The organism is Shewanella glacialipiscicola (genome assembly GCF_023283485.1).
In the GTDB taxonomy this organism is placed as follows: Bacteria; Pseudomonadota; Gammaproteobacteria; order Enterobacterales; family Shewanellaceae; genus Shewanella; species Shewanella glacialipiscicola.
Genome location: NZ_JAKILU010000003.1, coordinates 104,555 through 118,460, shown reverse-complemented (window position 1 = coordinate 118,460; position 13,906 = coordinate 104,555). Strand labels below are relative to the sequence as shown.

The following is a 13,906-nucleotide window of genomic DNA, read 5'->3' as shown; positions in this document are numbered from 1 at the left end:
TAGTTGTTACAACAACCTTAACTGAAACTTAATTGTTGTTTTGTAGATAAAAAGTGATAAAGACTAAATCACAAAACTGAGATCTACCCCCAAAGTAATAGGTGGAAATGGGCTTTCGCTCAAAAAATAAACATACCATTAACACTATTATCCTATTCGAGACAAATCGTGCTCAATAAAAAAAAGAAAGTATTCGATAACGAGCGAATGAAAATCAACGGTTAATGTACTGATCTCCCCTGCAGACTTTAGTGCCTCTCTCCGTCCCTTATTCGCATATTGGATCATATGGAGATAATAATGAAAATTTTCACTTCGAAAAAACTGGCATATTTAGTTGCCTTAGCGCTAACCGGAGCCCTTGTTGGTTGCGGTAGCGATGGTGATGATGGCGCCCCAGGTGCTCCTGGAATACCAGGCACCCCCGGAATTCCAGGCACTCCCGGAGTTCCAGGCACACCGCCACCAGTTACTAACTCAACGATGACTAACGTCAAAGTGATTAACTACAGCTTTGAAGAAGGCAGTATTAGTTACGAGTTTGAAGTTACAGATGAAAACAACAATCCAATCAAAGGATTGCTGAACGCCCAAGCTAAAGTTGCAGCATTAACAGATAAAGGCTTTATTACTAACCGTACCGAAGCAGATAAAAACGGTATTGTTGATAACGTTTACATTGGCGGTGAAGGAACTCAAGCAACAACGGGTGCAGAATTAACAGCATTAGCCGATGGGCATTATCAATTTAAAGTCCCCATGAAAGGCGTAAATCCAAGCACCGAAGGTATCGTTTGGTTACGTGTCGGTGGTAACGATGGTATTGCCACATCTAAACCGTTAGTCGTTAACAAACCTGAAGGCACCCATTCAACGACAACAGACAGTTGTTACTCATGTCACGTCGATTACGCTACCAGCCCGCGTCGTCATGCAAGCTACGTTGCAACAGGTATGGACAGTGAAGTCACCTTCGTAGAGGGCTGTTTAGTGTGTCACGGCTCAGTCAGCCGCGCTGTAGTAAACGCTGAAGGCTTCTCTACTGGTAGTTATGCGACCAACACCCTATCCAAAATTGGTCATATTAATCATCAGAAATTCACCAAAGATTTCTCAGTACAAAACTGTACATCTTGCCACGTTGAAGCGCCTACCAACATCAACGTAGCAGGACCTGGTTGTATTGATTGCCATGACAGTGGCGGCGTACCTGGTGCTGTAATCCCAAGTAATGGTGCCGATTTACGCATTTTGCACGAAAGCAAAGCCGGTATAACTGAGCGCAAAGCCATTCGCGCTAAGTACAAAGTAGCATTATCTACACCTGTTAAAGTGGATGATATTTCGACTAAAACTGATCATTACGCCCCGACTACTGCAGCAATGACCGTCAACGCACCAGGTTGGTGTACTACTCTGACGGTAAAAGATATCGATGGTAATCTTGTTAATATCAAAGATAAGTTTAATTACACCACAGTATTTAATGCTGCTAAACCGATTGTCTATGCAGGTGCTTATTTACATTCCTATGAAAATGGCAGCTTAGTCGGTCGTCCAGGCAACCGCACTAACTATTACTATGGTTACAACACTGACGGCACCAAAAATATCTGTCATTTATTGACTGATATCAGCGCAGTGAATGCTAACTATGCTTATTCAACCCGCGTCACATTTAGTACTGCTGGTTGGATGGCAAACGATGGCAATCAACGTTATTACAGCAATGGCAGCCTAAGAACTGACGGTTATGACGGCTCTATGGGCGTATCCTTTACCGCCTACTCAGATGTTGTTAATCCAACCACTGGAGCAAAAGTATCAGCCTTTGGTCGCCGTTCAGTTGTGAGTGATAATAGCTGTACAACGTGTCATAACGACGCCACTGCGTTCCATAAAGATGGTGCCTTCGATAACGGTGGTAATGGATGTATTGCTTGTCATGACAACGGTATGGCGCGTACTTCAGCAGCCTTAGGCGCAGGTTTTGGTCCTATGGTCCACAGCTGGCATTGGGGCAATGGTGCTAACGTGGGTGAAATAAAAGCAGATGGAACTCAAGCAAAAGCAGCCAATGGTGCAGGAGCCATCAATCCAGTGACTAGCTGTGTTGCTTGCCATGATAAAGCGATTGATTTAGATAAAATTCCAAATCAATACATTTTAGAACCTGGCAATAAAATGACCAGTCCTGTCACCGCTAACTGTTATGCCTGCCACACAAATGATTCAGCTAAGGCACATATGGCAAGTAATGGTGGTGAAATTAGCGTACCAAGCGTAGCGGATTGGTTTAAGCAACCGACTGCCGAATCTTGTGCAGTTTGTCATAGCGCAGGTAAAAGCTCTGGTATTGATAAATATCACAACTTTACTCGTTAATTCATCATCACCTGATTTAGATGCGAGCAAATAGTTAGTAAAAAGTGATATCAATTTTTCCTACAAGGAAATAGCCAAAGGAGTCCCACCAACATGGGGCTCCTTTTTTATTTAGATACATTTCCACAACAAGCCATTTTCAGTCCCATTTAAGTTAATAACGTTACAGTCCTAAAAAAACAACAATTAAAAGGAAGTCACTTAATTATGCGTAAACATTTTATTGCCATCGCCATCGGCGCCACGCTCACCGCCGGATTTATGGCAGGTTGTAGCAACACAGAAAGTAAAGCCCCTAACGCCATGTCAGTACAAACCCAGAACCCCTTGCTCCAAGTCAGTAGTCTGCAATATCAAGCGCCCGACTTTAGCATCATTAAAGATGAGCACTTTACGCCAGCCCTAGAACAAGGCATGGCCGAGCACTATCAAGAAATTCTTGTCATTGCCAATAATCCCGCAGCCGCCAGCTTCGATAACACCATTGTGGCTATGGAAAAAAGTGGTGCCCTGCTCAACCGAGCATCGAGTGTGTTTTATAATTTAGCCGGCTCGAACAGCAATCCTGAGCTGCGTAAAATTCAAGGTGACATGGCGCCTAAAATGGCGGCGCATTCTGACAACATCAATTTAAATCCTGCACTATTTGCCCGTATCGAAACCATCTATAACAACCGCACCAACTTAGGGTTAACTCCAGAAGCCGTGCGTTTGGTTGAGGTATATCACCAACGCTTTATCATGGCTGGCGCTAAACTTACCGATGAACAAAAAGTTAAAATCCGCGCGTTAAATGAAGAACAATCAACACTAACGAATGAGTTCTCTCAGCGTTTATTACGCTTAACTAAAGAAATTGCGGTGGTAATGGATTCAAAAAATGAGCTTGCAGGATTAACTGATAGCGAAATCACGTCAGCAGCAAACGATGCCAAAGTAGCGGGTCACGAAGGCAAGTATCTAATTAACATCACCAACACCACTCGCCAACCTGTGTTGGCCTCACTGGAAAACCGTGAGCTACGCCAGCGTATTTGGGAAGCCTCAGCTAACCGTGGCTTGAGCGGTGAAAACGAAACGGCGTCGCTAGTATCTCGTTTAGCGCAACTCAGAGCAGAGCGCGCAACACTATTAGGCTATGAAAACTGGGCAAGTTATCGATTAGCACCGCAAATGGCAAAAACACCCGAAGCGGTTTACAGCATGTTTGGCTCAATGGTGCCTGCGGTAGTTGCTAACACAGAGAAAGAAGCCGCCGACATTCAAGCCATGATCACTAAAACCGGTGGAAAATTTGAACTGGCACCGTGGGACTGGGCATTTTACGCCGAAAAAGTCCGCCAAGAAAAATATGCACTGGATGGTGATAGTGTTCGCCCATACTTTGAGTTTAACCGCGTCCTCGAAGATGGCGTGTTCTACACACTCAAAGAACTCTATGGCGTCACCTTAAAACCACGCCCAGATTTACCGGTTTACCATCCCGATGTAAAAGCCTACGAAATGTTTGATGCCGATGGCTCAAGCATGGCCATTTTCTACGCCGACTATTTTGCCCGTGAAGGCAAACGCGGTGGTGCTTGGATGAGTTCGTTCGTCGGCCAATCCTTCCTCGAAGGCACTAAACCTGTGGTCGTCAACGTGATGAACATTAAGAAAGCGCCAGAGGGTGAACCCACATTCGTCAGCTATAACGAAGTCACGACCATGTTCCATGAAATGGGCCACGGCACCCACGGCATGTTCTCCAAAGTAACTTACCCAAGTCTGGCGGGCACCTCGGTTTCCCGCGACTTTGTCGAATTCCCATCGACGTTTGAAGAAGATTGGGCCGCCCATCCAAAAGTGTTGGCCAACTACGCTAAGCACTATGAAACCGGTAAACCTATTCCTGACGAACTACTGCAAAAACTACTGAAATCCGGCAGCTTCAACCAAGGGTTCGACACACTGGAATATATGGCTGCGGCATTAGTAGATATGGAGTGGCATTCAATAAGCCCAGATGCACCACTGCAAGATGTGCCAACCTTTGAAGCCAATGCGCTGAAAAAGCACGGCTTAAACATCAGCGCAGTACCGCCACGCTATAAATCGGCCTACTTTGCCCACGCCTTCCCCGGTGGTTACTCTGCAAGTTATTATGCATATATGTGGAGTGAAATTTTAGCGGCGGATGCCTTTGCCTATGTGCAAACCCAAGGCGGGCTTAATCGTGAAATCGGCATGAAGTACCGCAAAACTATCCGAGAAGTGGGCAATAGCATAGCGCCTATGGAAGCCTACAAAAACTTCCGCGGACAAGAGCCAACGACAGAAGGTTTACTTAACCGCCGTGGTTTAAATTCCGCAAATAAGTAAAGCTGACGTATTAATACTATCCATAACAAATCAGCCAGCATAATGCTGGCTGATTTTTTTATCTTTTATTATTTTTGCGCAATAACGTTTTACAGTGACAGGCTCAATTAACGGTTTAGTTAATCGCTCCTTTAGATTTGATTTTGAGCACAATAATACTGAGCACAAATACCACACTACAAGCCACTAATCCTGCGGTCACTGACTCGGTAAAACCAAGCACCACATAACCCGCCAAACTAATAAATGCCGCGATAAGCGCATAGGGAAGCTGAGTGACCACATGGTCGATATGATGGCAACTGGCCCCTGTTGACGACAAAATAGTGGTATCTGAAATGGGCGAGCAATGATCGCCAAATACCGCGCCAGCCAGCACAGAGGCAAGCATAGGTAACATCATGCTAGTGTGACTCCCCATGGCCATATCAGCCGCAATCGGCAACATGATCCCGAACGTGCCCCAGCTAGTTCCGGTAGAAAACGCAGTAATACCCGCTAACACAAACATCAACGCAGGCAAAAAGGCGAACGGAATATTGCCTGTCGCTAAGCTCGCCATAAACTTACCGGTTTCGAGTTGACCAATTACACCTGCAATCGTCCAAGCAAACAACAGGATATAAATCGCCGGCAGCATAGAGCGAGCGCCCTGCACAACACCTTTGACTATCATCGACTTTTCAACGCCCTGTATTAAATTCAACAGTAACGAAATGGCTAAGCCAATTAACGCACCAAAGAACAGTGATGAACTAACATCGGTTTTCTCAAAAGCGGAAATGATATTAAACTCAATCCCTTCTGCGGCTAATACTTGAGCCCCGCTATTGACCATAAAATATAAGGTGGCAAACACTAACGCGATAATGGGCAGAAATAATCCTAAGATCTTACCGGTTTCCGCTTCGGGTAAATCGGCATTCGCCCCTGGCGGTAATCCTTTTGACTCATCGTATAAATTCCCCCGTTGGGCATTAAGCTCATGCTCGCGCATTGGCCCAACATCTAATCCCATAAACACCACAAAAAGTAATAATAATAAGGAGAAGATGGCATAAAAATTCATGGGGATCATTTGAATAAAAATACTCAAATGGCCTGTATCTGCAAAACCATGGGCGGTTAATATTCCGCCGATGAGGGCAATAATATACGCGCCCCAACTTGAAACCGGAGAAATCACGCATACTGGCGCAGCTGTAGAATCGAGTAAATAAGCTAACTTAGCGCGGGAAATATAATAACGGTCAGTCACAGGTCTTGCGACCGAACCAACCACTAAGCTATTGAAATAGTCATCAATAAAAACTACGCAACCTAAAAACATGGTTAATAGTTTAGCGTCACGCTTATTACGAATGTGTAAACGAGCCCAATCGGCAAAAGCCCGAGCGCTGCCACTTACCGTAATTAACGCGGTGATCATTCCCAGTACAATTAAAAAACCGAGAATATATAAGTTCCACGAATTAAGGCCTTCACCCGTCCAAAAAAGTCCTTTAACGCCATTAAATACAAATTCACCAGTGGCTAAGGGTGAAAATTGATTGAGCAATAAAGCACCAATCAAGATACCTAGCCCCAAAGAAAGTAGTACACGGCGAGTAAAAATTGCCAACACAATCGCCACCGCAGGCGGCAATAAGGAAAGTGCCGAATCGGCATAATTCATAACAGTCATTGATTATTATCTTCGTTAAATACGAATGGAGGGCGACTGAACTGGTGGGGGAAGGCAATAGATACCCAAGGTCACCTGTCCTATCAGTAGCGCTCCATAGTAACTATTTCCAATATCCGTATCGGAAAATACTATGGCAGTGTTGTACCTATTAGGCACAACCCCAGCAGTTGATTGTGATAAATCGAACTACTTCGGCACCAAATCCTTTCGTAATCGATCAACGGAATCACCCTACTGATCACTACTGATATTTGGCGCACCTCTACTTCTAAGAACGCTCGTACTCGAGCGCGTGGCACATAAAAACATAAGCGGCTGAGCTGATGCTAGTGCAAAGCCGCTTAGTGTGATCTAGATCGCAAATAAAATCAACCGAGGCTAGAGATAAGCTCAGGCACAGCCTCAAATAGGTCAGCAACTAACCCATAGTCGGCCACTTGGAAAATTGGCGCTTCGGGATCTTTGTTGATAGCAACGATAACTTTGGCGTCTTTCATGCCCGCTAAATGCTGAATTGCCCCTGAGATACCAACAGCAATATACAAGTTAGGTGCGACAATTTTACCTGTTTGACCGACTTGTAAATCGTTTGACACAAATCCTGCATCAACAGCAGCACGCGATGCACCCACTGCTGCACCAAGTTTGTCAGCTAGCTGCTCTAACATGCCAAAGTTTTCACCACTGCCCATACCTCGACCACCAGATACAATAATACCCGCATTACCGAGTTCTGGTCGTTCAGAAACGGTCAATGATTGAGATACAAACTGTGTTTTCGCTTCAAACACCTTATCGAGTGTCGTCACAGCTGCGTTGTTGCCTTCTGATACTGCATCAAAGGCGCTGGCGCGCACTGTCATCACTTTAATGGCATCAAGGCTTTGCAGTGTTTCTAAGGCGTTACCCGCGTAGATTGGGCGCACAAAGGTGTCAGCACTCACTACCGCGATCACTTCCGAGATTTGCGCCACATCGAGCAATGCCGCCACGCGTGGCAGTGTATCTTTGCCTAAACTCGAAGCAGAGGCCAAAATATGACCATAACTTGGCGCTAAATCCACCAGCAATTTAGCAAAATTTTCGGCTAAGTGCGCTTGGTACGCACTGGCATCGGCCACGAGCACTTGGCTAACGCCTTGTAGCACCTGCGCTGCTTTGACAACAGCATCACACTGATGACCAGCAACTAAGACGTGCACTTCATCACCAATAGCGCGAGCAGCGGTAACTATTTTCGCGGTATCCAGTTTCAGCGCGCTATTATCATGTTCAGCTAATACTAAAATGGCCATTTAGATCACCTTCGCTTCATTTTTTAACTTTTCAACTAGCTCAGTTACCGACGCTACCATGATGCCTGCTTTACGTTCTGCTGGCGGAGTGACCTTAACAATCGTTTGGTGACTCTTTAACGTCACCCCTAAATCCGCCACAGTGAATATGTCTAATGGCTTACGCTTAGCTTTCATGATGTTAGGCAGTGAGGCATAACGCGGTTCGTTTAAGCGTAAATCCGCGGTGACAACCGCAGGTAAAGACAATTGCAGCGTTTGCATACCACCGTCAATTTCACGGGTAACTTGCAATCCATTCGCTTCTAATTTGATTTCTGAGGCAAAAGTCGCCTGCGGCATATCCATCAGTGCAGCAAACATTTGGCCGGTTTGGTTGTTGTCACCGTCAATCGACTGCTTACCAAAAATCACCAGATCAGCCTGCTCTTTGTCTTGTACTGCTTTAAGCAATTTAGCGATAGATAATGGCACTAGACTTTCGTCAGTCTCAATATGGATCGCGCGATCTGCGCCTAATGCCAGCGCGGTACGCAGTTGTTCTTGCACGGCTTTACCGCCAATACTCACCACCACCACTTCAGTAGCGCTACCCGCTTCTTTTAAACGAACCGCTTCTTCAACTGCGATTTCACAAAAAGGGTTTAACGCCATTTTTAGGTTTGCAGTGTCGACACTGGTATTGTCAGCTTTGACCCTGACCTTTACATTGGCATCAACAACGCGCTTAACGGGCACCAATACTTTCATAGGGTTTCCTTTCTACACTTTCATGTACATGGACAAAACATTGGTTAATACCAATGCAAGATACAGCAACTTTACGTCCTGTTGACGTTAACGTCAATCAAAGTAAAACGCTTGTTTGCATTTTTAATAAGCTTGAACGACCATTTTTAACGCACTTAATTAGCTCAATTTAAAAAGTTCAAAAATTAAATAATATTTAATTTTGATTAAATGCATAATTTTATTTGATTCGAGCTATATTAGTTTCTATCATTCAGGGGTTGTTCACCATTATCCTGTATTAAAAATTGAGTGGGACTAAAATAGATATGAACGAATTTTTAGAAATATTAACTCACGGTCGTCGTTTTAAAGCGGCAGTAAAAGAACTTAGCGTTGAAGAGCTACGTGATTTAGCCGACAAATTGAATAAGATTTTAGTAGAACGCGAGTCTATGGCCGAGGAAGAAGAACAAGCCATGGCAGCTCGTAATGCTAAAATTGAAGAAATCCGTCAGCAAATGGAAGCCGTTGGTTTATCCATTGATGATTTAGGTGGCACAGCTGCTAAAGCAACAGCAAAGAAACGTGCTCCTCGCCCAGCGAAATACCAAATTGAAGTTAATGGTGAAATGGTTCAGTGGACTGGTCAAGGCCGTATGCCAACAGTCTTTAAGAACGAGATCAACAAAGGTCGTTCTATGGAAGACTTTTTAATCTAATCGAGTAATAGATTAGGTACAGCACCCACCATATGTTGCATAAAAGCCCGCATTATTGCGGGCTTTTTTATATCTACACTTTATTTTAATCTTAAGCTATAGCTAGTAAATTTTATGCTTTAAATTACGTTACAATTCAATCTTAGTATTTACATCTGCTTTAAGTTAACCTTTATTCACTCTAACTAAAGTGAATAAAATAATGCAGATAAACAATAAGATAATTATAAGCTGCAGCATAATAGCGAGCTTAGTATCACAGGCAACATTTGCTAAAAACAATACTGAAACACCCCCAAATAAACTGACTGCCCTTACCCATGCTGAATTAATTATTGCTCCAGGTAAACACTTAACTAATGCGACTTTATTAGTTGAAAATAATCATATTAAGGCGATTATTGAACACGGTGAAATTCCCGCTGGCGCATTTGAAATCAACTTAAGTGGTTATACTATTTATCCGGGGTTTATCGATCCCTTCACCGACTATGCCATTGAGTTCGAATATCCGAAGCTTGGGCTCACGCGTCCTGTCTATGATATTAAACGTATTGGCGGCAATGCAGAAAATGGTGCAATTCATTCTGAAAAAGAATGGTTTAATTACGTTTACCCCAATAAAGAACGTGCAAAAGAGTGGATTAATAATGGTTTTACCAGTGTGCAAAGTAGCAAACTCGACGGTATCTTCCGCGGCACAGGTGTTAGTCTTTCATTAGCGGCTAAAACGGCCAATGAAGTGATTTATCGCGCTCGCAGTCAAACTTTTATGGCATTCGATAAAGGCTCGTCTGAACAAGATTATCCAGAATCATTAATGGGCAGCATTGCACTTATTAGGCAAACCTTTGCTGATGCGAGTTGGTATAACCAAAATAAAAGTAAACTCGCGAATGGGGTAATAAATAATCAAATAGAATTTAATATTGCCTTTGAACGCTTAGATAATTTGGCGAGTAAACAAATCATCTTTGAAACCAAAAATCTCAACGACCAATTACGCGCGGCCCATTTACTCAAAGAACATAAACTGCCAGCAAACCTGCTTGGTAATGGTCAAGAATACTCGCGTATCAATGAGTTAAAGGCGCTGAACTATCCGTTGATCTTGCCTTTAAACTATCCACAGGCGCCCGATGTTGGCACTGATGATACTGAGCGCGAAGTGTCACTAGCAGATTTAAGACAATGGGAGCGTGCGCCAACCAACCCCGCAGTAGTTGCCAAAGCAGGTATCCCCTTCGCGCTAACACAATTTGGCATTAAGACTGAAGATTTTTGGCCGCGCCTGCGCCAAGCAATTAATCAAGGTTTAAGTGAAGATCAAGCTTTAGCGGCACTCACTACCCAAGCCGCGAAGATGGCAGGTACTGATGATTTTACCGGCAAACTCGCGCCTGGCTATATGGCTGACTTTGTTATCACTAAAGGCAATATCTTTAAAGATGGGCAGATTTATAGCGTCTGGCTTCAGGGGCAAGCACAAACGGTTCGGTCCCTCGCGCAGGCTAAATTATTGGGGGATTATCAATTAAGCCTCGACAACCTCACGCTGGATTTATCGCTGCAAGATACCAGTAAAGGCAATAAGCCTAAAATCGAAGGTAACTTAAGCAGTGGCGATCACAGTATTACTCTTAGCCAACTTCAGTTAGATGACGATGGCAGAGTGAGCTTTACGGCTGACTTAAGCGCTGCAGGTATCAATGGCCTGAGCCGCTTTACGCTGTGGATGGCAAAGGAAGGCATCCAAGGCCGTATGACTGATGCCAATAGTCGCACCATAAATGTTGCGGGTATAGCAATAGCTAAAACGATAACTGTGACTCAAACAGCAACGATTGATAGTGTTGACCAAGCAAGAAACCAGCTACCCAAAAATGAAGTTAATAAAAATCTAGTGAGTCAGCTTACCTTCCCTAATGTCGCTTACGGCCTGAGTGAAGTGCCTAAGATTGAAAAACTGCACATAAAAAATGCCACCCTGTGGACATCGGATAAGCAAGGTATTCTCGAACATGCTGACCTTTTGATGGCCAATGGCCGTATCGAAAAAATTGGTCAGCAATTAAATACACCATCTGACTACCAAGTACTCGATGCAACGGGTAAACACCTCACCGCCGGCATAGTCGATGAACACTCGCATATCGCCATTAATGGCGGTACTAACGAAGGAACAGACGCAGTAACCTCTGAGGTGCGCATTGGCGATGTGATTAATCCCGATGACATTTCACTCTATCGTGCTTTAGCAGGCGGTGTCACCAGTGCACAATTGCTCCACGGCAGCGCCAATCCTATTGGCGGCCAAGCACAACTGATAAAAATGAAATGGGGCGAGCCAGCCGAACAGCTTAAATTTGCTAACGCGCCTGCCAGTATTAAATTTGCCTTAGGAGAAAACGTTAAGCAAAGTAACTGGGGGGAGAAATTTGTGCAGCGCTTCCCACAAACGCGTATGGGCGTTAAAGCATTTTTCGAAGAAACCTTCGATGCCGCCCTTGCCCATGAAGACGCATTAAAAGCCTATAATGATTTGCGCGCCAGCGATAAAAAGCAAACCATCGCGCCACGCCCAAGTTACCGTTTGCAAGCAGTGGCCGAAGTCTTAAATCAACAGCGTGATGTACATATCCACTCCTATGTGCAGTCAGAGATCCTGATGTTTATCCGCTTAGCCGAGGCCTATCACTTTAAAGTGCAAACCTTTACCCATGTGCTCGAAGGTTACAAGGTGGCGGGTGAACTTGCTGCCCATGGCGCCGGCGCATCAACCTTTGCCGATTGGTGGGCCTACAAGTTTGAGGTGTATGATGCGATTCCGCAAAATGCTTGTCTGATGCAAAACAAGGGTGTGACCACCAGCATTAACTCAGACGATTATGAAATGCAGCGCAGACTCAACCAAGAAGCGGCTAAGTCTATGATGTATTGCAATATGTCAAAGGAAGATGCTTGGAACATGGTCACCATTAATCCGGCTAAGCAATTAAGAGTTGATGAATTTGTGGGTTCACTCACTACAGGGAAAATGGCCGATATTGTGCTGTGGAACGCAGAGCCACTGTCGATTTACGCCAAAGTGACGCAGGCATGGGTTGAAGGAAAACGCTACTTTGACCGCGACCAAGACCAGCTCGCCCAGCAAGCTGTGGTGAACGAGCGCGCCGCACTTATCCAAAAAATTCTTAGTAGTGATGAGCAAGCCAAAGCAGGTGAAAAAGTCACACCACTTAACGAGCCTCAGTGGCACTGCGATACCCACTATCAGGCATGGGGTCACGCTCATCAGGGAGCCAAATAATGCATTATTCAGCTAAAACCTTTTTATTTACGCTGCTACTGGCCACTCTTTGTACCGCGCCGGTAATGGCTAATAATATCGTGCCTACACCTAAACAAAGCCGCAGCGTACTGATTAAAAATGCTACGGTGCACACCGTTAGCCAAGGCGTACTTAACAACACAGACGTCCTGATTGAAAATGGCAAGATCACTGCCGTTGGATCTCAACTCTCCAGCCAAATCAACAATGCAACCGCAGAAACCAGTGACACTCAAATCATCGATGCCAGCGGTAAACACTTGTATCCGGGCTTAATTGCCCTAGATACCAGCTTAGGCTTAGTCGAAATTGAAATGAGCCGCCCCACGGTTGATAACGCCGAAGTGGGTTATATCAATCCGCAGATCAGCACTGCCACTGCTTACAATGCGGATTCGGAGCTCATCCCGACCATACGTTTCAACGGTATTACCCATGCACAAATCGTCCCAAGCGGCGATGGTTTAGCAGGACAATCGGTACTGGTGGATCTCGATGCATGGACGATTGAAGATGCGCTGACGCCAAGTGCTGGACAGTTCCATGTCTATTGGCCGCAAATCAAACGCATGCCAGAAGATGAAAAAGAAAAAGCCAAGGCCATCGAGAAAAATCAGCTGGCGACCGACAAGCTCAATATCGCCTTTGAAGATGGCTATCGCTATTTCTTAAGTGATAAGGCCAACGGTAAAGACAAAAACCAGGATAAAGATCCACAGTCCGCGACCAACAACCTGCGCTGGCAGGCCATGTTGCCGCTATACCAAGGCAAAGCGACACTGTTTGCCCATGCCGACAGTGTTGGCCAAATTGAGCAAGTGATCGCCTTGACGAAAAAGTACCAATTCAAACTGGTGATTGTTGGCGGATATGATGCGTGGCGTTTGGCCTCAAGCCTGAAGGAAGTTAACGCTGGGGTTATTTATCCACATACCTTGAGTCTGCCAAGGCGTAAAGACGAGCCGGTGGATTTACCCTTTAAAATCCCATCCTTGCTCGCTAGTGCTGATATCCCCTTCGCCCTTGGGTTTTCATCGGACTGGAATAGCCGTAACCTGCCCTACGCTGCGGGTTATAGCGCCGCCTATGGTTTAACGCCTGAGCAAGCACTTAAGTCCATCACCTTAGATGCTGCAAAACTGTTAGGTATCGAGGATTTAGGCGCCATTGCCGTGGGGTATCAAGGTAGTGTTGTGCTGTCCGAGGGTGACATTCTCGACCCTATGACCAATAGAATCGATGCTATCTGGATTGAAGGGCGGCAGATAGATCTGAATAATCGCCATCAGCAGCTTTATCAAAAGTACCTTAAGCGGTAGAATTTACTCAGATAATAATATCGCATCGGCGCAGCCTACTTAAGCTGCGCAGTTTTTCCCCTTAACCTCAGGTCAAA

At 44.9% G+C, this 13,906-nt stretch carries 8 protein-coding genes and 1 riboswitch; of the genes, 5 read left to right on the top strand and 3 right to left on the bottom strand.

What is annotated here, in order from left to right:
* The first annotated feature begins 300 nt into the window (after positions 1-300).
* Both L2717_RS03565 and L2717_RS03560 read left to right on the top strand, forming a co-directional pair.
* Complete coding sequence (locus tag L2717_RS03565) at positions 301-2,385, top strand: multiheme c-type cytochrome (RefSeq protein ID WP_220774438.1); 2,085 nt, start codon at positions 301-303, stop codon at positions 2,383-2,385.
* A 207-nt stretch (positions 2,386-2,592) separates the two neighbouring features.
* On the top strand, positions 2,593-4,746 hold the full coding sequence (locus tag L2717_RS03560) for a M3 family metallopeptidase (RefSeq protein ID WP_220774439.1): 2,154 nt from the start codon (positions 2,593-2,595) through the stop codon (positions 4,744-4,746).
* A gap of 115 nt (positions 4,747-4,861) precedes the next feature.
* On the opposite strand, the gene L2717_RS03555 is transcribed toward L2717_RS03560, so the two are convergent.
* The 3 genes from L2717_RS03555 to L2717_RS03545 form a co-directional block, all read right to left on the bottom strand.
* Positions 4,862-6,430 (bottom strand): Na+/H+ antiporter NhaC family protein, encoded by a 1,569-nt coding sequence (locus tag L2717_RS03555; RefSeq protein WP_248937983.1) that lies wholly within the window; start codon positions 6,428-6,430, stop codon positions 4,862-4,864.
* A gap of 79 nt (positions 6,431-6,509) precedes the next feature.
* Positions 6,510-6,706: riboswitch (Lysine riboswitch) on the bottom strand.
* Between the two features lie 95 nt (positions 6,707-6,801).
* Positions 6,802-7,728: an electron transfer flavoprotein subunit alpha/FixB family protein gene (locus L2717_RS03550; protein WP_220775074.1), complete on the bottom strand. Its 927-nt coding sequence runs from the start codon at positions 7,726-7,728 to the stop codon at positions 6,802-6,804.
* The gene (locus L2717_RS03545; protein ID WP_220775075.1) at positions 7,729-8,478 is read right to left on the bottom strand and encodes an electron transfer flavoprotein subunit beta/FixA family protein; all 750 of its coding nucleotides are present in this window, start codon (positions 8,476-8,478) and stop codon (positions 7,729-7,731) included. It abuts the gene before it with no gap.
* A 308-nt stretch (positions 8,479-8,786) separates the two neighbouring features.
* On the opposite strand from L2717_RS03545, the gene L2717_RS03540 reads away from it, so the two are divergent.
* The 3 genes from L2717_RS03540 to L2717_RS03530 all read left to right on the top strand — a co-directional run bounded on the left by L2717_RS03540 (position 8,787) and on the right by L2717_RS03530 (position 13,829).
* Complete coding sequence (locus L2717_RS03540) at positions 8,787-9,179, top strand: H-NS histone family protein (RefSeq protein WP_248937982.1); 393 nt, start codon at positions 8,787-8,789, stop codon at positions 9,177-9,179.
* A gap of 202 nt (positions 9,180-9,381) precedes the next feature.
* A complete protein-coding gene (locus L2717_RS03535; protein ID WP_220774657.1) occupies positions 9,382-12,489 on the top strand; it encodes an amidohydrolase family protein in 3,108 nt (1,035 codons plus the stop codon).
* A complete protein-coding gene (locus L2717_RS03530) occupies positions 12,489-13,829 on the top strand; it encodes an amidohydrolase family protein (RefSeq protein ID WP_220774656.1) in 1,341 nt (446 codons plus the stop codon). The genes L2717_RS03535 and L2717_RS03530 overlap by 1 nt, the downstream gene beginning before the upstream one ends.
* Positions 13,830-13,906 lie beyond the last annotated feature (77 nt).

Coding starts and splice junctions, on each gene's coding strand:
- L2717_RS03555 (WP_248937983.1), bottom strand. CDS start 6,430: ATGACTGTTATGAATTATGCCGATTCGGCACTTTCCTTATTGCCGCCT.
- L2717_RS03550 (WP_220775074.1), bottom strand. CDS start 7,728: ATGGCCATTTTAGTATTAGCTGAACATGATAATAGCGCGCTGAAACTG.
- L2717_RS03530 (WP_220774656.1), top strand. CDS start 12,489: ATGCATTATTCAGCTAAAACCTTTTTATTTACGCTGCTACTGGCCACT.
- L2717_RS03560 (WP_220774439.1), top strand. CDS start 2,593: ATGCGTAAACATTTTATTGCCATCGCCATCGGCGCCACGCTCACCGCC.
- L2717_RS03540 (WP_248937982.1), top strand. CDS start 8,787: ATGAACGAATTTTTAGAAATATTAACTCACGGTCGTCGTTTTAAAGCG.
- L2717_RS03545 (WP_220775075.1), bottom strand. CDS start 8,478: ATGAAAGTATTGGTGCCCGTTAAGCGCGTTGTTGATGCCAATGTAAAG.
- L2717_RS03535 (WP_220774657.1), top strand. CDS start 9,382: ATGCAGATAAACAATAAGATAATTATAAGCTGCAGCATAATAGCGAGC.
- L2717_RS03565 (WP_220774438.1), top strand. CDS start 301: ATGAAAATTTTCACTTCGAAAAAACTGGCATATTTAGTTGCCTTAGCG.